Source organism: Pseudomaricurvus hydrocarbonicus, from assembly GCF_011602365.1.
Lineage (GTDB): Bacteria > Pseudomonadota > Gammaproteobacteria > Pseudomonadales > Cellvibrionaceae > Pseudomaricurvus > Pseudomaricurvus hydrocarbonicus.
Map to the genome: position 1 here is coordinate 88,926 of NZ_JAAONZ010000016.1, position 19,088 is coordinate 108,013.

General features: G+C 50.0%; 16 protein-coding genes. 3 read left to right on the forward strand and 13 right to left on the reverse strand.

Annotated features, from left to right (window positions below; translation table 11 throughout):
* Positions 1-34: 34 nt before the first annotated feature.
* Positions 35-1,018, reverse strand: a complete 984-nt coding sequence (locus tag G8770_RS17700) for a fumarylacetoacetate hydrolase family protein (protein WP_167189951.1) — start codon at positions 1,016-1,018, stop codon at positions 35-37.
* A 296-nt stretch (positions 1,019-1,314) separates the two neighbouring features.
* Here G8770_RS17700 and G8770_RS17705 point away from each other — a divergent pair, with 296 nt between their 5' ends.
* From G8770_RS17705 to G8770_RS17715, 3 genes are all read left to right on the forward strand, one after another.
* The gene (locus tag G8770_RS17705; RefSeq protein WP_167189953.1) at positions 1,315-2,220 is read left to right on the forward strand and encodes a LysR family transcriptional regulator; all 906 of its coding nucleotides are present in this window, start codon (positions 1,315-1,317) and stop codon (positions 2,218-2,220) included.
* A 143-nt stretch (positions 2,221-2,363) separates the two neighbouring features.
* Positions 2,364-3,032 carry a TetR/AcrR family transcriptional regulator gene (locus G8770_RS17710; protein ID WP_167189957.1) on the forward strand — a complete coding sequence of 223 codons (669 nt, stop codon included), beginning with the start codon at positions 2,364-2,366 and terminating at the stop codon, positions 3,030-3,032.
* 181 nt (positions 3,033-3,213) lie between these two features.
* On the forward strand, positions 3,214-4,434 hold the full coding sequence (locus tag G8770_RS17715) for an MFS transporter (protein ID WP_167189960.1): 1,221 nt from the start codon (positions 3,214-3,216) through the stop codon (positions 4,432-4,434).
* 317 nt (positions 4,435-4,751) lie between these two features.
* Here the strand turns inward: G8770_RS17715 and G8770_RS17720 are convergent, their stop codons facing one another.
* From G8770_RS17720 to G8770_RS17775, 12 genes are all read right to left on the reverse strand, one after another.
* The gene (locus G8770_RS17720) at positions 4,752-5,018 is read right to left on the reverse strand and encodes a transposase (protein ID WP_341771168.1); all 267 of its coding nucleotides are present in this window, start codon (positions 5,016-5,018) and stop codon (positions 4,752-4,754) included.
* 255 nt (positions 5,019-5,273) lie between these two features.
* Positions 5,274-5,513 (reverse strand): hypothetical protein, encoded by a 240-nt coding sequence (locus G8770_RS17725; protein ID WP_167189795.1) that lies wholly within the window; start codon positions 5,511-5,513, stop codon positions 5,274-5,276.
* A 26-nt stretch (positions 5,514-5,539) separates the two neighbouring features.
* Entirely contained in the window at positions 5,540-8,872 is a 3,333-nt protein-coding gene (locus G8770_RS17730; RefSeq protein WP_167189966.1) for a glycosyl hydrolase, read from the reverse strand.
* Positions 8,869-10,077, reverse strand: coding sequence for a TCR/Tet family MFS transporter (locus G8770_RS17735; RefSeq protein ID WP_167189969.1), 1,209 nt, complete (start codon positions 10,075-10,077; stop codon positions 8,869-8,871). Before G8770_RS17735 ends, G8770_RS17730 begins: the two co-directional genes overlap by 4 nt.
* 61 nt (positions 10,078-10,138) lie before the next feature.
* Positions 10,139-11,839: an FAD-dependent oxidoreductase gene (locus G8770_RS17740; RefSeq protein WP_167189972.1), complete on the reverse strand. Its 1,701-nt coding sequence runs from the start codon at positions 11,837-11,839 to the stop codon at positions 10,139-10,141.
* A gap of 12 nt (positions 11,840-11,851) precedes the next feature.
* Positions 11,852-12,412, reverse strand: a complete 561-nt coding sequence (locus G8770_RS17745) for a gluconate 2-dehydrogenase subunit 3 family protein (RefSeq protein ID WP_167189975.1) — start codon at positions 12,410-12,412, stop codon at positions 11,852-11,854.
* A complete protein-coding gene (locus G8770_RS17750) occupies positions 12,412-13,578 on the reverse strand; it encodes a Gfo/Idh/MocA family protein (protein ID WP_243760553.1) in 1,167 nt (388 codons plus the stop codon). The genes G8770_RS17745 and G8770_RS17750 overlap by 1 nt, the downstream gene beginning before the upstream one ends.
* Positions 13,579-13,584: 6 nt before the next feature.
* A complete protein-coding gene (locus G8770_RS17755) occupies positions 13,585-14,823 on the reverse strand; it encodes a sugar phosphate isomerase/epimerase family protein (RefSeq protein ID WP_167189978.1) in 1,239 nt (412 codons plus the stop codon).
* A 29-nt stretch (positions 14,824-14,852) separates the two neighbouring features.
* Positions 14,853-16,535, reverse strand: coding sequence for a GMC oxidoreductase (locus G8770_RS17760; protein ID WP_167189981.1), 1,683 nt, complete (start codon positions 16,533-16,535; stop codon positions 14,853-14,855).
* 40 nt (positions 16,536-16,575) lie between these two features.
* Positions 16,576-17,136: a gluconate 2-dehydrogenase subunit 3 family protein gene (locus tag G8770_RS17765; RefSeq protein ID WP_167189984.1), complete on the reverse strand. Its 561-nt coding sequence runs from the start codon at positions 17,134-17,136 to the stop codon at positions 16,576-16,578.
* 163 nt (positions 17,137-17,299) lie between these two features.
* The gene (locus tag G8770_RS17770; protein WP_167189987.1) at positions 17,300-18,289 is read right to left on the reverse strand and encodes a sugar phosphate isomerase/epimerase family protein; all 990 of its coding nucleotides are present in this window, start codon (positions 18,287-18,289) and stop codon (positions 17,300-17,302) included.
* The gene (locus tag G8770_RS17775) at positions 18,286-18,732 is read right to left on the reverse strand and encodes a C-glycoside deglycosidase beta subunit domain-containing protein (protein WP_167189990.1); all 447 of its coding nucleotides are present in this window, start codon (positions 18,730-18,732) and stop codon (positions 18,286-18,288) included. Before G8770_RS17775 ends, G8770_RS17770 begins: the two co-directional genes overlap by 4 nt.
* Positions 18,733-19,088 lie beyond the last annotated feature (356 nt).

The following is a 19,088-nucleotide window of genomic DNA, read 5'->3' on the forward strand; positions in this document are numbered from 1 at the left end:
TTCAATCCACTTGCCTGCGCAGGTCGGATCCTCTTTATTTGGTGCACACCGCGATCTTCTGATCAATGGCGCCAAAAGGTTCACTGCCATCGGGCAAGCTCGCCGAAATTCGAACCTGGTCACCGAACTTCATAAAACCGGTACGAATTTCACCGTACTGAATGACATCAATAGCGCGTCGCTCGGAAATGCAGGCCGAGCCGACACTGCGATCCGAATTGGAGACGGTGCCTGACCCAAGCACTGTGCCGGCACTTAAGCGTCGCGTCAGCGCAGCGTGGGCAATCAGTTCGTGAAAACCAAAGTGCATGGCGCCGCCATTGGGGTGACCAAACCACTCACCATTCCAGCTCACATGCAACGGCAAGTGAACCCGACCATCGCGCCACGCATCCCCCAGCTCATCGGGGGTAATGGCAACGGCGGCAAAACTGGTGGACGGTTTGGCCTGCACAAAACCAAAGCCAGTTTGCATTTCCCGCGGGGCCATAGTGCGCAGGCTGACATCGTTCACCATGGTGATCAGACGCACGTGCTCCAGGGCCCGATCGGCGGGTGTGCCCATCGGCACTTCGTCGACGATCACAGCGAACTCGCCTTCAAAATCGATACCGTGCTCTTCGGCAGGCAACACGATGTCATCATTCGGACCCCGGAAATCGTCCCCCGCCCCCTGGTAAATCAACGGGATGATGTCGGCGTCTTTGATGGGGGCGTGATTAAACGCCTGCTGCATCAGGTCACCGTGGCTTAAAAAGAGTGACCCATCCAGCCACTGCCAGGCACGCGGCAACGGAGCTGCCGCCTGGGTGGTGTCAAATTCAAACACGCCATCCAGAGTGTTGACGTTTATGGCTTGTTCCAGTTCACGCAGGGCGGGCTCGACGTCCTGCCAGCGTTCAATCGCTTGCTGCATGGTTGGTGCGATATGGGACACATCTACAGCCTTGGTCAGGTCGCGAGATACCAGCACCAAACGACCGTCGGGTGTCTGATTCTTCAGGGTAGCGAGCTTCATTATGGGTACCTGAATTTATGTTTTTTATAAGTGTTGGAAGAAACGTTACTGTATACCGGCTCTCTCCGGTGTATGCAGAAAAGACTACGTCGAACAGAAGTCTTTTAAAAATCACTTATTGCGATACGATGTATCGCCTATCGTGATACATCAGCCGCAAGGCACTAGATGGCTCAAAAGGGCGTCAATGGGTGAAACAGCTATAGTTGACATACCGATAGGTTCGATAGAAAGTATTGGGGAAAATGATAATTAAACTGCCGGATACCGGCAAAGTACCCTAGAGAGCGGATCCGATGCGTTTTGAACACCTTGACCTGAATCTGTTGGTAGCACTGGATGTGCTCCTGGATGAGTGCAATATCACCCGCGCCGCTGAGCGACTGAACATGACTCAGTCAGCCACCAGTGGGGTGTTGCGACGGTTGCGAACCTTCTTTGACGATGAGCTGCTGGTGCAGGTGGGCCGCAAAATGCAGCCCACCCCTTATGCGCTGGAGCTGCAGGAGCCGGTGCGGGAAGTGATGCTGAAGATTCGTTCCAGCATCATCACCAAGCGCACCTTTGATCCGTCCACCAGTAAGCGTCACTTTCGGCTGATCAGTGCCGATTTCATTATCACGGTCTTGTTGCGGGATGTGCTGCGCTCCATGCAGGAGGAGGCCCCGGGATTGACCTTCGAGATCCTGAGTCCTTTCACTGGAAATGAATTGCGGCTGGAACGGGGCGAAGTGGATTTAATGCTGGTTCCCAAACGTTACACCGTGGAGGGACATCCCTCCGAATTGCTGTTTGAGGAAGAGCACGTGTGCGTGGTGTGCGGAAAAAACAGCCAGGTCGGCGAACAAATCAGCTTTGAGCAGTACATCGAGATGGGACACGTCTCGGTAGGGTTTGGCAGCAGTCGCCAGCTCAGCATCGAGGACTGGTTTATGAAGCAGTACGACGTTCAGCGCCGTATTGAGGTGATTACCAGCGATTTCAACACCTTGCCACAACTGGTGCTGGGCACCAACAGAATCGCCACCATGCACAAGCGCCTGGCCGAGTATTACGCGCAATATCTCCCTATCCGCCTGCTGCCCACGCCAGTGGAATTGCCCACCATGCAAGAGCATATTCAGTGGCACCGGGCAATGGAGAATGATCCACTGCATCGCTGGGTGCGGGAGAAGATACAGAAGGTAGCCGCTGAGCTGTAATAAGTGAAGATGACTGTCTAAATCCCACCCTTTTGCTTGCCCCTCACCTCAGGCCAAAGTAAAATTCTAATTCGTAACACTGCCTGATGCTTAATAGCGATATTCCGGGCAGAAAGAGCCTAACTGACAGCAAAAGACCCTCTATGAGACAAACCAAAAAAAGCGGCGACCGTTTCGCTAAGGAACCCAAGCAAACCCGTAGCCGAGAATCTCTGGAGCGTTTACTGACATCAGCCGCCAAGTTGTTAACGGAAAAAAAATACTCCGACTTCACCCTGCAAGAGGTCAGCAAAGTTTCCAACGTGTCTATCGGCTCCATTTACAACCGCTTTAAGGGCAAAGACGACCTTGTGCGGCAAATTCAACAGCGTGAAGTTGAACGGATGGATATCGATTCGGCCGTTATGATTAACAATCTTCGACGTCAGCAGCTTCCGCTCCGCCAGCTTATGCCCGCCGTAGTGCATGGTTTTGCAGAGTTTTTGCGCAAATACCGTGGCATTCTGCGCGCATTGATGGAAATTGCTATCGTCGATGAGGTCGTGGCAGATACTGGCCGCAAGCACTCCGTCCAAAATATCGGGGATTATGAAAAGCTTCTGCTGGAATGTAGGGACGAAATTACCCAGCCTAATCCGGAGCGAGCCGTCAATTTTGTTTTCAGGTTGGTTTATGCCTCGCTGTCTCGCTATTTAGGTCTGGGTACCGTGGATGAATCCCTTGAGGAAGGAGACTGGGAGACCCTTCTGGACGACCTCAGTGATGTTTCTTTGCACTACCTGCTGGGCAATCCAGATCAAATCCGGGAGTGAGCCCTGACCGGCTCGCCCACTTGATTATCTTTTTCTCGCCCGCCTCAGCCCTATACTCTCGTAAAATTAATTTGACTCTTGGTTCCAGTTAGGTAATCCTTCGCTCAAATAATGGAACATAAATTCTAATTAAGATTGGTTCCTTGAAGTCCGAAGTCTTACTCTCAATCAGGTATGTCTTATGAGCCAACCCAAAACTGCCGGCACGGCACAAGGTATTGTCTGCGCCCTGCTGCCGCTCTTCGCCATGTTAGGCGCGGTGTTAATTGCCCCAATTTTAGGGGTTATGAGTCAACATTTTAGTGACACCCCGAACTCTCAGGTGCTCGTCCCCTTATTATTAACAGCGCCGGCATTATGCCTTGCCCTTTTATCTCCACTGGCAGGGATGCTGGGCAATCGAATCGGCTATCGCCCTGTGATACTGGTGTCACTCACTTTCTACGGCATAACCGGGGTTGCCCCGATTTTTCTCGAGTCCCTGCACGCGATCCTGATCAGCCGCCTGCTGGTAGGTATCGCTGAGGCTGGCATCGTGACGTGCTGCATGGCGATCATGTCGCATTATTTTACCGGTGATGACCGGCAGAAATGGTTCACAATTACCAATATTGCCATGCCTTGGGCCGGCGCTGTGGTTATTGCGGGTACTGGTATGCTGGGTAGTATGGATTGGCGGTTGACGTTTGCTTCGTACGGTCTCAGCTTATTGGTGTTGGTTGCCGCCGTCATTTACCTGTTTGAACCGGTTATTGAGCGCGAGCCTTCGACTCCGGCGGCTACCGCTGACAAAACCAACTTTCCCGGTTGGCCTGTTACGTTGCGTATCGTCCTTATTGCTATTACCGGGTCCGTTGCGTTCTATATCGCACCGGTAAAACTGGCGTTTCTCCTGCAAGACCAAGGTGTGAATTCACCGTCTGTGAATGCCAATATCATGGCTTTAGGCCTAGTTGTTGGGGGTCCATCGGGTGCGGTGCTGGCTCGTTTACTGAAGCACAGGAATGTGGGCACTGTGCTGGCTATGGCAATGGGAACCATGACTGCCGGTCTCGCCATCATGGCGCTGGGCAATAACGCCATCACCATTGGCGCAGGTACCGTCATACAGCAAATGGGGGGGGGTATGATGTTAGTGACCGCCATGACCTATGTGATGAGTCTGGCTCAGCCCAACCAACGAGGAACTTTTTCCGGGATTTGGTGGTTTACTTACACCATGGCTAATTTTGTCACACCGCTGCTGATGTCAGCCCTGTTGTTCCTTACCGATTCTCACAGTGCATCGGTACTGGCTGCTGGAGGTTTGATCATAGTGGTGTGTCTGTGGTTACTCACTGCGAATGCTTTCCGCCGCCAGATTGTGGAACAAGGAGGCGTGCTAGAGATGGGCGGGCATTAAACTGAACTTCGCCTGGACAGAGGGTGTAACTAATTCTGTGTAACCGCCGGAGTTGAACGTAATCGCTGATGCGTTCCTCGAACTCGATCATAAATCGGTTCAATGCAGACTTCCATTTCGAATCGGCATGGTCCATTTCTTCGACGCGTCCATGACAGTGGGGTAGACCGCTTTCCGGGCTGAATCGTACGTTGGGAACAACTTTCGCTGCGGATGACGCTGTTTAAGGATGCGATCGCGTTGATGGTGCAGATCGACGCCTTTCGGGTATCGGCGGGATAGCGGAATAACGTTCTCAGGTTAGACCAGTGGTTACGCTAAAAGCAGCTGATATGGGGGGATTTCTCGTTCCAGCGGCCAGCGAACTCGTCCAGTGCCTGTAGAGCCTCTTCCTCCGCGGCTGACTGGTAGATACGCTTCAGATCACTGTCACGGACTTGCAGTCCTTCCACGGCACATACTTCATCGAGTTGCGTACCATGTGGAATTATGCAGAGCTGAATCTGCGCTTGTGGGTAAACCGCGCTGATAACGTCAGGGAAGTCCTTGAGCTCGTCCACACAGGCGATCAGAATATCCTTCACGCCGCAATTCTGGAGCTCAATGAGCACGCCCAGCCAGAACTTGGCACCCTTATTCTAGGAGAGCCACATGCCCAACAGCTATTTCTGGCCTTCCAGATGACGCCCAGAGCCTGGTAGATTGCCTTGTTGATCACCTGCTTGTCCTGCCGAACTTTACCACGATACAGTCCAGGTAGACGATGGGGTAGACCGGGTCCAGAGGGCGTGACTGCCACTCCACTACCTAGCCGATAACGGCTTCTGTCATCTTGGAAATCAGGGGAGGGGTGAGCTGTCGGCGTCGTACACTTCCTTGAAAGTGGTGTCAACTATCCTGCCAGAGCGGGTGTATAGCAGAAGTCTTATTAAAGAATTGTTGTCATCCAGCTCAGGATCTGTTGTAACAATAGTTCTTATTTTTTGAGGTTTTTTGTTTTCCAGATCAGCCATTCCAACAGTACTAAAAAACAAAGTATTCAGCATCAAAAAACCAACGATACTCTTTGATATACTCATATTACTTCCCTCTCTTATATTTTTGATCATAAACTACCACTGTGCTTTACCACTATGTTGACTGGCCCTATCAATCCTGACGGTCTGAGTGGTGCGTCGGGAGAATACACCAGTGGCATATTATGGTGAGGAATTCCTTTTTCGGTATCGACTGCAACACCGATCAACCGATTACTCCAAAGATTGCTGATTGTTATGGATAGCTGATTCTGCCCTGCCCTGACAAAGTCCGTGACATTCAGTGTGTAAGGCCATGTCCACAAGGTGCCTGCACTGTGACCATTGATACTGACATCAGCAATATCACCGATATTTGCAATTTCCAACAACAGCTGCTGGCTTTTATTCACATCATTTTGTGTCAACATAAACTGGTTGTGATAATGAGTAACCCCGCTAAAGTATTTAAGACGTTCATCATCAAACCGAGACAGGGACTTCAGTTTATTCAGCGTCAGGGAAATTTCAGGCCCATAATGGGCATCTGTCGAAAATTGCCAATCCGATATCAATGGAATAGTCTTTTGGACAACGGAAATGTCTGAGTCAACTTGTAGTGAAGGTTTCTGCGCTTCATTCAACACCAGGAATACAGATTCATGAGGCGCAAGGTTAAGCGAGACCTTAACTTCTTCATCCGTTGATACCCAGTCAGGTGTCGATCTTACTCCACTCATGGGATACCAAAGCTCCGGATTTACTCCTTTTTTAGCCAGAGTCAGCTGTCCCGTCAACGGTTGATTCAAACTGTTCACCAAAAACATAATCGTGCGGTCATCAATCTCCCGTGCCTGCCCCCAGAGTGATGCGCGCTGTGGTGCTGCCGCACCGGACGAATTGACATCAAAATGCCATTGCGGAGAGATGCCCAGTTGGGAGATAGCCTGACTGGCGGATAGACTCTCGTGAACATTTGGCAGCGCCCATAACTGCTGTATGGCTTGTTGGACCTTTTGCGGGTCATCCGCAAGCGAGGGGCTGGCCATAGGTTTGGCCCCTGTGATAACGACGCCTTGCCGAGCAATGGCTAACAATTTTTGTAATGTGGACAGAGTCATAAAACGGCTGGATCCACCCAGATACAAAAATCGATAGCTCCCCCCGCTGCGGTTGAACAAGACCGAATCTTTAACCTTGAGCTGTGACAGACCTTTAGCTGAAATGAAATCATAATCGTAACCCGTGGGTATATTCGGAGTTTTATCACCAAACAAGGCCGTAACGGGTGCCTCTTCGCCAATAAAATAAGCAAAATCCGTAACACGATGACCCTGCTGCAGCAAAGTTTGAGCCCGTGTCAAATAATCGACCCAGCCTTTTGCCTGGTCAGCCCAGGCCATATTGCGATTGAAATAATGCCCTAATAACGGCATCAGGCTCATGCCCGGAGTGTAAGTCTTACCCTCGGCTTGATGAACCGAGCTGTGCAGCATCAATCGATTGGCTCCCAGTATCATCGCCTGGTCGGCGGCAACCTTCAGCTCTTTGGGACCCACAGCCCAAGGATAACCAAATGTGGTCATTGCCTCGGTGGCGACAATCGGCTTGCCATACACATTGGCCACTGACGCTGCACCTTTGACATCCATCAAATAGGTCGCCTTGGGCTGGGTGCCCTCGGGGTAAAACCAGAAAGCACCCATGGGAACATCGGCGACTGAACGCATATCCAGATCATTGCCCAATTGAGGACGATGATCCTCTAATGCTTCGGCGTAATAGGTGAGTCCATGCTTGCGCGCAAAGTCAGCGATGACCTGATAGTGATTTTCTTGTAGCAGTTCTGCGATGGTCTGGCGAAAGTCCCACAAGAACCGATCCGTAGCTGCAGCGCTTTCTATGACCTCACCGGTCAGGCTCACAAGCCAGAGCAAAGGGTCGTATCCATGAAGTCTCTGAAAGTCTTCAATGAAATTGTCGGTCCAGTTTTGCGGCCCTGATTCAATACTGTCACTGAGAAGGCCAGTGATTCCCTGTTGCAACTGCCCGTTGGAGTAATAATGTCGGGCGTATTGCTCCAGGTAAGCGGCCACTTTTTCTGCGGATAATTTATCGACCTCCAACCCCGTCGCTTCCTCTGGTGCCGGGCCATTATGGTGGCCGGTCAAGGAGTAGCCCAGGCGAATGATTTTCCACTGCCCCGCTGGCGCTTCCCAATTCAATCGTCCATCGACATCCATGAATGCAGTGACATCCTTAACCTGATTCAAAGAAGCCCCGGCTTTCACTCCGTCTTCAGTTGCCACCGCATAGTAATCCTCGGCAGCGGCAAAGCCCGCTTTCTCTTCCAGTGCATTGACTCTGGGGCTGGTGTGAAGCTTTACTTCAGAGATCGCATACTGCTCCAACTTGACTGGCATGGGCAGCTTCTTCGCACCTGTGGCATAGTGTAATGAAGCCATAAAGCCCGGCTTGTCACTGGGAGTCAGTAACACGCGGAAATACTTCGCGGTGACAGGTGTAAATGAAGCGCTGCGAACCAGTGATCTCGTAGGTTGCATCTCGGACACTGTTTTGAAGATTTTGCCATCGTGGCTGTACTGGAATTTGGCTGTTGGAGGCTGCCCAGTGCCAAATCCTCTGGGATCCGGTAAGCCCAGAGTCACCCCCTGTACTGTGATCGGCTCTACTGCGGATAACTGCAACCAGGCATTACCCTGCTCATCACTGGGTAGCGATTGTGCCGGCCAGAATGCCTTATCCTGCAAGGACTCAATATTCTCAACCTGTGCACTGGTGGTCATCTGCAACGGCGCTAGGTCCTGATTATTAACCGGGATTGCCAAGACCGCGATATCACGATAAAAATCGGCCACTGAATGAGCGTGTTCTCCCAAGCCTGCCAGAGGAATATCCTGATAAGGCCCAGCAACCGATGGTGGCCGGGGTACTGAAACCTGCAGGCGTTTGCCTCCCGTTACACGAACTTTTGACCACACCAGTTTTTTCATGGCATCTTCAAGTTTGACCCAGGGACCTCCGGTGGCACTCCAACCCGGCGATGTGGTAATGGCAAAATCCAGGCCCAGTGCATGGGCTTTGTCAGTAGTACTGGACAGCACGTTTTGCCAGGCTTTCGAGCCATAAATAACACGTTTGTGTGCCGGTGCAGGTGTGCCCATCCCGGCTTCAAATAATTGTACGCCACCTATGCCAGTCTTATGCAGCCATTCGAGATCGTTTATGGCCTCCTGTTCATTAATGGCACCATTGCGCCAATGCCACCAGACATGGGGTGCGGTGGAAGGTTGGGGGGTTGCAAACTTTTGATACAAATCATCGGCAGTTGCAACCAGACCCATCATCAGCAAAAAGCCACCGGTGGCTGACACTAACACTGCTTTAATTGGAGTCATCATTTTTTTAACCTTATTACTAACACTAAAGAGCACAGAGCCAGACCTGCGCCCAACACATAGGGCACACCCGACAATGACACAGGCGTTGCCACAGTCGCAAAAAAACTGAATAACCAAGGCATCAACAAAGGCGTTACCATTGATGCCAAACTATTGATTGCCGTCACAGTCCCCTGCAAGCCACCTTGCTCATTGGCTGGCAATTGACGGGAAAGATAACCATTGATGGCGCCATTGGTCATAAACCCCATGGCGCTGGGAATGATCAGCATCAGCAAAAGACCAATATCGGTCACAATAGCGAGCCCCAACAGGCTGAATGCAATCAGACACAATCCTATACAAGCCGTTTTATCATCCCCAAAACGATGAACCAATCTCCCCATCAAAAAACCTTGGGTAATGACGCCCACCAAACCGTAGAGTCCCAACGACATACCGACTTCTCTGGGACCCCAGTCAAACCGGAAACCGGTGAAGTAAGGCCAGGTAACCGGTACGGTTTGCAGGGCAAGTTGCAACAACAGCATAGCCAGTAGTAAAGGCGCCAGTCCGGAAAATTGACGTATATGCACAAAAGCGCCCCAGGGATTGGCGCGAGACCATTGAAAGCTTCGTCGATGTTCATGTTGCAGGGACTCAGGCAACACCCAATACCCATAGCAAACATTCAAGAATGACAGTCCGGCTGCGACAAAAAATGGCACCCTTAGCCCCCATTCTGAAACCAGACCGCTCAAGACAGGCCCGATAATAAAGCCCAGTCCAAAAGCAGCACCCAGTATCCCGAAGCGTTTGGCTCGCTCAGCTGGTGGAGTCACATCGGCAATGTACGCCGCTGCAACGCTGGGTGTTGCACCAAATATTCCCGCAAATGCCTGTGCCACAAATAACCAAAGCAGACTGGGAGCGAAACCCATTAAAATATAATTAATCCCAAAAGCCATCAGCGACGCCAACAGCACAGGTCTTCGACCAAAGTGATCACTGAGATTTCCCAACAGTGGCGCACAAAGAAACTGCATAGTGGCAAACAGAGCAGTAATTGCCCCGCCCCACACCGCTGCATCAGTGATTGATACACCGCCGAGCTGCTGAATCAATTCCGGGATAACCGGGATAAGTAGACCGATACCAATGCTGTCGATCAGAATGGTCAAAAAGATAAACGCAACCGATTGGCGGTTTTTTGTTGGGCCTTGCATAAATGATTTCTTATCAACAGGTATGAGCGTTACCAAAGGGTGACGCTCACGATTAGGGGCGCTAAATAGACCCATTAAGCAGCTGATCGGCGGCGTAATTTGCAGCCCGCGCAGTAAGTGCCATATAGGTCAGAGAAGGATTTTGACACGCTGAGGACGCCATTGCGGCACCATCGGTGACAAACAAGTTTGAAATGTCATGGACTTGATTAAAGCCATTCAAAGTTGATGTTCGAGGATCCCGCCCCATTCGGGCGCCACCCATTTCATGGATGGACATGCCACCTGGCCCTGGTTGATTAGATGACATCACCACATGCCCGCCCAACAGATCCATCATTTTTCTCGCTTCTTTTTCAGCATCCCTCAGTGCAGCATGCTCATTTTCCCCATGGGAAAAGTCGATGTTAACTTGCGGCACTCCGTACTGATCGGTTTTATTGCTGAGCGTGATCCTATTACTGGCTCTGGGAAGGGATTCAGCAAAGACGGTTAAAGCAAACATCCAAGTCCCAGGTTTGCGCAACTCATTTTTAAAATCCTGCCCTAAGCCCGCCATTCGTTTCCCTCGTGTCCAAGTTGGACGATAGGCTCCGCCTTGATAGGAATAACCACGAGTAAAATCGGTGCCGTCGCCAGACGCGGAACTGAGGTTTCGAAAGCGTGGGATGACAATACCGGTAGGCCGATTACCTTCGTAATAGTATTTTTCAAAGCCTGGGATGACAGCCACCGCTCCCATGGAGTTGGCATGATCCATAAAATAACGCCCCAGTACGTCATTACGATTAGCCAGACCGTTGGGGAAGGCATCCGATCGTGAGCGAAGCAATAAGCCGACTGAATTGACAGATCCTGCGCACAGAAACACTATCTTTGCGGTGTAGTGCTTGCGAGATCGATCGGAGGTATTGATCACATCCACCCCCGTGATTCGACCTGCAGATTCGTCATAGCGAACCTTATCCACCAGCGCATCGGTCATCAGCGTCAGGTTTCCTGTGGCTTTCGCCGCAGGCAAAGTGGAGCTTTGGGTCGAAAAATACGCACCAAACGAACACCCGCGTGAACAAATATCCCGATATTGACACGGTGAGCGACCCGACTTAGCTTCCGTCATGTTAGCGGTACGGCCTATGGTCAGACACCGCTCAGGATAGTGAGTTTGTAATTTCTGACGTAATGCAGTTTCAGGCGGAAACAGCGCCATGGGCTTCTGAAATTGCCCATCGGGTAATTGCTCCAAATTTTCTGCGGCACCAGACACCCCGATAAAGGATTCCACCCGATCATACCAAGGTGAAACATCTTTATAGCGAATCGGCCAATCGACACCATGACCATCCTGCTGGTTCGCCTTAAAATCACCATCCCCCCAGCGATAACACTGTCGTCCCCAAGTGAGAGAACGGCCACCCAACTGATAGCTGCGTAACCATTTGAAGCCATTGTCAGCAGTGGTCTGGTAAGGGTGTTCTTTATCGTTGACGAAATGATGCCTGTTCCATTCATCCAGTTGGAAATTTTTGCTTTGAATGAACGCGTCCTGTTTCCACTGTTTCTGGTCCCCCTCCCCTCGGTAGGGTAGCTCCCACGGTGCTTTAAATTCCGTTTTATATCCTGAGCCATGCTCAATCATTGGCCCACGCTCGAGCAGAAGAACCTTTAGGCCTCTTTCGGTCAGCTCTTTTGCTGCCCACCCACCGGTGATGCCCGAGCCCACTACGATCGCATCAAAATCTGTATTCTGTGTTTGATTCATTTTCATGTCGCCTTATAGCTTGCCGGCCATCCAATCACTCGACCAGGCTCGGTTAGCACTCTCATCTTGTGTAATATCTACTTCAGGCAACAGATGACCGGGAATCAGTTTGTAGCGTAATTCTTCTGAAGCGCCGACCTTAGAGCTGTAATAGCCCGTTAATATTAACGCTTTGACCGTGCGCCACAGCGTTGCGATTTCACTATCAGAATACTCTTTAAACGCTTGTGCATCGACCTCGGATAATCGCTTTATCTGATCACTTTGCGGAACTTCAGCAAAAGAACCTGATGGACTTAATACGTTGAGAAAGTTCGTCAGCGTCGAGCTATTGGCGCCTTCCAGCTCATGTTCACTGGCGATAATTAGCCAGGGTGCAACCCCCACTGATTTAGCGCCCAGGGTATCAGTATCGGGAATCATCAGGTCGCACAGCGCATCCAGATCCGCCAACAGTTCCGCAGATGCCAGGGTGGTTTTATCGACACCCTCAAGCGCACTCCAGACCTGACTGGCTGAGGTTATTGATAGCAACCCCAGGCCACTGGCTTGAATAAATTTTCGACGCTTCATCAAGGTATCTCCTTCCAAATACTGCCGGCTTTAGAGCTGGCAACAGCTTGCTCAATAAAACGCATCCCACGCAACCCGTCATTGATCGTTGGATAGCCGCCAGAAAGGGGTTCGTCCTGTAGCGCATGTCTCACATCACTCAAAAACAACTGGTAGAGATTGGCAAACGCCTCCAGATACCCTTCTGGGTGCCCGCCTGGCGTTCGGGTTAACCGTTGTGCTTGTTCGCTTTGCAGATTGACACCTGTACGCAGTTTTTGCCACGGTTGCCCAGCGGGCTTGAATAACAGCGTATTAGGCTCCTGTTGATGCCACTCCAGTCCGGCTTTATCACCGTAGACTCGAATGTTCAGATTATTTTCTTCACCGCACGCGACCTGAGAACAGCTCAGTACTCCTTTAGCGCCACCTTTCAGTCGAAGCAGCATATTGGCATCATCATCGAGTTGTCGACCGGGTACGAAAGCGCTGAGATCTGCACACAGCGACTCAATCTGTTTACCACTGACAAACTCCAGCAAATTGGCTGCATGACTGCCTATATCCCCCACACAACAGCTGATGCCGGCGCGGGCAGGATCGGTACGCCACTGCGCTTGTTTGGCAGCGGGATCCTGTTCGAGCGGCTCCATCAACCAATCCTGTTGATATTCGACCAGCACTTTACGCAACTGACCCAACGCACCGTCTGCGATCAACTGCCGGGCCTCCCGCATCGAGGGGTAGCCGGTGTAGGTATGAGTCAAGCCAAATAACGAGCCGGATGTCTCAACCACTGCAGCCAAACTTTCTGCTTCGGCCAGAGATACCGCAACGGGTTTATCACACATCACGTGAATACCTGCTTGCAAAAACGCTTTGGCAACCGGAACATGCAAATGGTTCGGGGTCACAATGATGACGAAATCAATTCCGTCTTCACGGGCGGCCTCTTCCTGCGCCATGACCTCATAGCTGTCGTACCAGCGTGACAGAAACCAGTCTTCTGCACTGCTGCGTGCAATCTCCGGATCGGATGACATTGCTCCGGCAATAATCTGTGCCTGACCATCCAGCTCGACGGCAATGCGGTGAATTGCACCGATAAAAGCTCCCTTGCCACCACCTACAATTCCGCCTCGCAAACGTCGTTTGCGGACATTGTCAAGATTAGTAATTTCCATCATTATTCCTCATGACCGGTAAGCTTGCCGCCCAAACCCTTGTACCGGGATTTCCAGCTCCGGCATGATTTCTTGCTGCATGGCGTACATGGCGGCGGCAGCATGATCAATGGCCTGACAAAAATCGACCGATCCTTTAAGCAAAGGCTTTAACCGGCTTTTATCCTGAATTCGCGCAGGTGGGTATTCATGTTCAACAACCAAATACGTCTCTGCAGGATCTAGATCCAGCAGTTCCCTGGCTGCCAGCTGATGATCCAGCCAATCAACGCTACGATTTTGTAAATACGCCAAAGGGTCATGACGGGCGGTGCCCGGCAGTTCGTGCTCGCATAAGATTGTTTGTTTTTTCCAGGCATGCACCTGATCAGCCGGATTGTCAGAGGGCTTGTCGTCCTTCCAGTCACCGCGTTCCAGTGTCTGGCCACCATAGCCCCAACCTGAAACTCCTTTGGCATCGATGACCTGCCCTTTAACATGAAAACCACCGATCAAGAATCCATATCCCGCGTCTTTCAGATACTGGAATATGGAACGCGTGTCCTGGCCCATCAACACTGCATGGGACGGATCGTAGTGAATACGGAATTGATCGCCAACACCGTGCTTTTCACAAATACGATGCAGGGCAATCCAGGGGCCGGGGGCATAGGCAATGTTGTTGTGCCAGTGATCAGTGGTATTCCAGCCTGGCATCGGGCACTGTTCAACGCGGAAAGACAATCCCCGGTCTTTGGCAGCTTTCAACAAAGGGACAAACTCTTGCTCAAACATCTTCAGGTTCTGGTCCATGGACAAGCTAGGATTGCGTCCCACAAAGCCACAAACAGCGTCTGTACCCATCAAAACTGCGGCATCAAATACTCGCAACATAAACTCGTGCTTTTTGACCCGCTCATTACGATCATTGACCAGCATATTGTCAAAATAGGCCAGGTCCGAGAGTCCCACACCTGTGCATTTCATAGCCTCTGCAACCCGACGTGCACGATGTTGATTGAAAGGCTGACGCAGATCCAGAGTATTGGCGACTGGGTCCAGCATTACTTCTGCGGGAATATCGGAAACTGAAGGGTGCAGCGCCGAAGACAACTGAATATAAGGTGAACCAATTTCTTGTGAAAATGCCAACCATTCTTCAATCGCCAGGTCCGGATCCTGATCACGCAACTCTCGAGGCGTCAGCTCCTGCAGAGCTGCAGTCAACACACTGAGCTTCATGGATTTTGGGGTATATTGAATCGTCATTTTCAGCTCCACTTAAATAGGTAAAAGGCTTAAATACGACCGGCGTGAAATTCTTCGGCAATGTGCGCACAAGCTCGAGCGGTAAGCGCCATATAGGTTAAAGACGGGTTAGAGTTGCCCGCGGAAGCCATAGCAGCTCCGTCGGTCACCAGCAGGTTCGGAATATCGTGTGCCTGATTCCACTGGTTTAACACCGAGGATTGGGGATCCCGTCCCATGCGTGCACCACCCATTTCGTGAATAGCGGTTCCGGGTACCGGATCAATGGGTATAGTACGAATGTTTTTAACACCGGCTACAGTCATCATTTCTACAATCGTCTGTGTGGCTTCTGAGCGCATTTTTTCAGCGTTTTCTCCATAGCTCACATCAATGTCCAAGACTGGAACCCCCCACTCATCATGAACATTGGAATTGATGGTTAACCGGTTGTGTGCTTGCGGAAGTGGCTCACACTGTGCCAGTAAAAAGATTGACCACTTGGGTTTTTTCAGACTTTCTTTCAGGGATACCCCGATGTCTGAACCGTGTAAACCACGGTTCCAGTTACTTTTGGTGGTGGAGCCATTGATCTGGTATCCGCGCTGGTACGGCTGTCGGTCGTTTCCAGTATTGCGGAAACGAGGGACATAAAGTGGTGCCGCCCTCCCCCCCATATAATTCGGTACATCGGGACCATCCAGATCCCCCATTACCAAATTGGACGGGAAGTGGTCCATAACATATTGACCCAATACGCCACTGTTATTGGCGAGACCATGTGGGAACCGTTCGTTCGCTGAATTCAACAGCAAACGCACAGATTCGAACGCAGAGGCGCACAGCATAACAATACGGCTGTGATAGTCTTTTTCTTCACGAGTATTGGTGTCAATAATACGAACACCCGTAACACGGTTTGTGTTTGCGTCATACAAAATTCGGGTGACTACACTGTCTGTAGCCACGTCAAGATTTCCGGTTTTTTGTGCCGCTGGGAGCGTGGAGCTCTGCGTTGAAAAATAAGCGCCGAATGAACAACCTCTGGCACACAGGTTACGGTATTGACATGGAGCCCGGCCATTATGAACCTGTGTCAGATTAGCCATTCTGGCAATGCTCAACTGCCGATCCGGGTAGTGATCCGCAATTTTCTTCGACATTTTCTGTTCCAGGATGTTCATTTTCATGGGCGGCAAAAAATCACCATCCGGCCCCATGGGGTTGTTCAGCCGTTCGCCACTGACACCAATAAATTTTTCAACGTACCCATACCATTGATCAAGATCCTCGTAACGGATGGGCCAATCGGTACCGTGTCCGTCCTTGAGATTTTCTTCAAAGTTGACAGGGCTCATGCGGTAACTTTGCCGACCCCAGGTCAGGGATTTACCGCCCAACTGATGTCCTCGAAACCACAGGAAAGGTTTTTTCTCCGGATGGGTGTAGGGATTTTCACGGTCGTTGATGAAAAAATGTTCGGTGGCTTCGGTAAAATGATCACTTTGATTTTGAATAAAGTGATCCCGTTGATAACGTCGTTTATCACCCAACAAGCGGTAACGAAACTCATAGGGCTGCTTAAGTTCCGTCGTGTAATCTTTAACGTGCTCCACGTTGCGACCGCGCTCAATCATGAGAGTTTTCAAGCCTCTCTCACACAATTCCTTGGCAGCCCAGCCTCCGGTAATACCCGAGCCTACTACAATCGCATCATATACTTTCTTTGCCATGGTTCACTTCCGGTTTGATAAATTATTGAAATTTCTGGAATCAGGCCGAATAGGTTTGTGCCATGGCGGGTCCAATGTCCGTATTTTGTCCGGCACCATATTGAACCTGCAACTCTTCTTTTTGACCCATTTCCGAGGTGTAATAACCAATGATTGTGAAAGCTCTTAACTGTTTGAAAAATGACTGGTATATGGAGTGTTCCGGCTGAATTAATACCCGTGCTTCAAGCTCCATCAAAGAGGACATATCACTATCTTCCAGGTTTGCTAAGGTTTTACCTGAGGTAGATTGAAGATTCGCTTGTAACGTATCTAATCCCTTCACAAAATCCAGCTGCTCTTCTTCCAGCATCCAGTCGCGAAACAGAAGCTCAATAAAGCCATGCGCATCGGCAGCGCGGGCCCCCGGAGTCTCTGTCTGTGGAATTATCGCTTCACAGGCTTTTTCCAATAGCACGATGTGGTTATTTAAAAGTGTCAAGCTGGCTGCTGATGTCGGTGTCGGCCTGCGCAATATCTGAGCAGATGCCGAGCAAATGTAAAGTGACGACGGGAGGGATAGAGCAAGAGTTAAACGACTCAAAAAATCTCTGCGCTTCATGGAAGATCACCTTTCATACAACGAGGCATGTGGTTGTTATTAGTAGATCGGGACAACCTGTACCTGGAATCCAAACCGGAATCTGAGGCTCATCCTGGGTTAGAAACAGCATCTGAAGCCAATGTCTGGAGTTTGGTGACAAGATGACCCGATAAAATGCAGCTTACGCTGCGAGACTGGACAGTATCTCTTTTTCCATCTTAAGATGACGTTCAATTTGTTCTGACGCATCATTTAGATAAAAACAGTGCCCTTCGTACTCGGTCATAATGGTGCCACTAAAATCGGACTCGGCAATCATGGTCAACAGTTCTTTATAAGGTATGGTGGTTTCTACACAATCCTCACCAATATGGTAAAACTTGGCATGGAAGTATAACGAGTACGGCAGCAGTGACTTAAAGCCTTCCAGGTCGGCAGACTCCGCGAAACTCAGAAAACCAAAAAGCTCACTGATCGCATACAGTTCCGCGTCACCACCACCCATACTTTTGATTTTCTCGCTCATTGTGTCTTCGTTGAAACCGGTATGGCGGTTGGCGACAATAAAATCAATCAATGCTTTATCCGCACCCAGGCTCAGATAGCGTTCAACCATCAGAGGGTTCGGTTTGGTAATAAAACAGCCGAAATCGGGTACAAACCCTAAATGCGAGGAGCCAGTTTCTTTAATCGCCGCCAGGGTTTCCTGTATATTGGCATCACCGGGTTTACTGGGTGCGTGAACTTCAAAACCAATGCGGACATTGTAAAACTCTGCCATTTGAGCGACGGGCTTCAGCAGATGATTGGGAACGGCCCCCCCTCGCATCATCGGACAGCCCAGGCGATGTGCTGTCAACAGCTCATAGGTGACTTCGTTGAGAATCTCCTGATCTGTCATGTCATGATCAGAATAACGGCCGACATCAATATAGCCGCCGTAACTGAACGGTTCTACATCGTACTGCTTACACAGGGACAGTATCTGATCGATTTCTTCCTGTTTCGGCAGTGGGTAATCACTGAATACTTGAGATCCGACGATCTCAAACTTTTTTATACCCAGTTGCTGCAGCTCCCGAAACATATCTTCCAATTGATATTCGGGGTTGTTGATCCAGTTTTCCGTAAATCCGTACAGCGATACACCAAAATCTACTACATCACTCATAATGTTTTTACCTCTTGCGCCAGAGTCATGGTTTTGTGGGCGGAGCTGTCGAACATCCCGTAAACTCTGGGCGCAAAGCGCATATATGGGTTGCGCAACTCCAGGGTCAATTCAATATCATGCTCACCGGGCGGCAGTCCACCGTTGTAAACTTCAAGATCAATCTTATTGCGAATCCCCCAAAACTCGGAATACAGATCCTTGAGCTGTGCAACCGTAAATTTCTTTTCATTGATAACCACACAGATAAAGTGTTCAGGAACAGACTTGCCATTCACTGAAAGTTCCAGCTTATCAATACAGGAAATAGCCACCCCGCGGTAATAATTCAGATAAACCCCCAAATTAAAACCGACAGTATTGTCATTGAGTGCAATAGGCTGAAAGTGTTTATTGCTGAGGATCCGATCATCGAACCCCAGCCGCATTAGTTTAGTTGGCAAAGCGCTGTCTCCCGCCGATTATGTAGTGAAGAGTCATCAACTGCCTCTCATGTCTTATTTATAATAACAATTCTAAAAATATAATCAATCATGGGGCTACTAAAATATAGGTTCACACTATCATCGCTAGACTTAAGTCATTCAAAAGAAAATGCACCACAAAGGCAATTACCATGGTTTTATTGCCATATATGGCACATTAATAGAGCTTTAACACCATTTTAACAGTAAATATCGAAGGGTTATCCTAAAATATCGTCAATTTCGAATACTCGCTACCTGTCACCTAAGGTTAAACAGCGCCCCACCTGGTTACCTTAGGTAACACTAGAATCAAAATTACAATATTAGTATTG

Coding starts and splice junctions, on each gene's coding strand:
- G8770_RS17755 (WP_167189978.1), bottom strand. CDS start 14,823: ATGACGATTCAATATACCCCAAAATCCATGAAGCTCAGTGTGTTGACT.
- G8770_RS17725 (WP_167189795.1), bottom strand. CDS start 5,513: ATGAGTATATCAAAGAGTATCGTTGGTTTTTTGATGCTGAATACTTTG.
- G8770_RS17735 (WP_167189969.1), bottom strand. CDS start 10,077: ATGCAAGGCCCAACAAAAAACCGCCAATCGGTTGCGTTTATCTTTTTG.
- G8770_RS17730 (WP_167189966.1), bottom strand. CDS start 8,872: ATGATGACTCCAATTAAAGCAGTGTTAGTGTCAGCCACCGGTGGCTTT.
- G8770_RS17700 (WP_167189951.1), bottom strand. CDS start 1,018: ATGAAGCTCGCTACCCTGAAGAATCAGACACCCGACGGTCGTTTGGTG.
- G8770_RS17750 (WP_243760553.1), bottom strand. CDS start 13,578: ATGATGGAAATTACTAATCTTGACAATGTCCGCAAACGACGTTTGCGA.
- G8770_RS17715 (WP_167189960.1), top strand. CDS start 3,214: ATGAGCCAACCCAAAACTGCCGGCACGGCACAAGGTATTGTCTGCGCC.
- G8770_RS17765 (WP_167189984.1), bottom strand. CDS start 17,136: ATGAAGCGCAGAGATTTTTTGAGTCGTTTAACTCTTGCTCTATCCCTC.
- G8770_RS17710 (WP_167189957.1), top strand. CDS start 2,364: ATGAGACAAACCAAAAAAAGCGGCGACCGTTTCGCTAAGGAACCCAAG.
- G8770_RS17705 (WP_167189953.1), top strand. CDS start 1,315: ATGCGTTTTGAACACCTTGACCTGAATCTGTTGGTAGCACTGGATGTG.
- G8770_RS17770 (WP_167189987.1), bottom strand. CDS start 18,289: ATGAGTGATGTAGTAGATTTTGGTGTATCGCTGTACGGATTTACGGAA.
- G8770_RS17745 (WP_167189975.1), bottom strand. CDS start 12,412: ATGAAGCGTCGAAAATTTATTCAAGCCAGTGGCCTGGGGTTGCTATCA.
- G8770_RS17740 (WP_167189972.1), bottom strand. CDS start 11,839: ATGAATCAAACACAGAATACAGATTTTGATGCGATCGTAGTGGGCTCG.
- G8770_RS17760 (WP_167189981.1), bottom strand. CDS start 16,535: ATGGCAAAGAAAGTATATGATGCGATTGTAGTAGGCTCGGGTATTACC.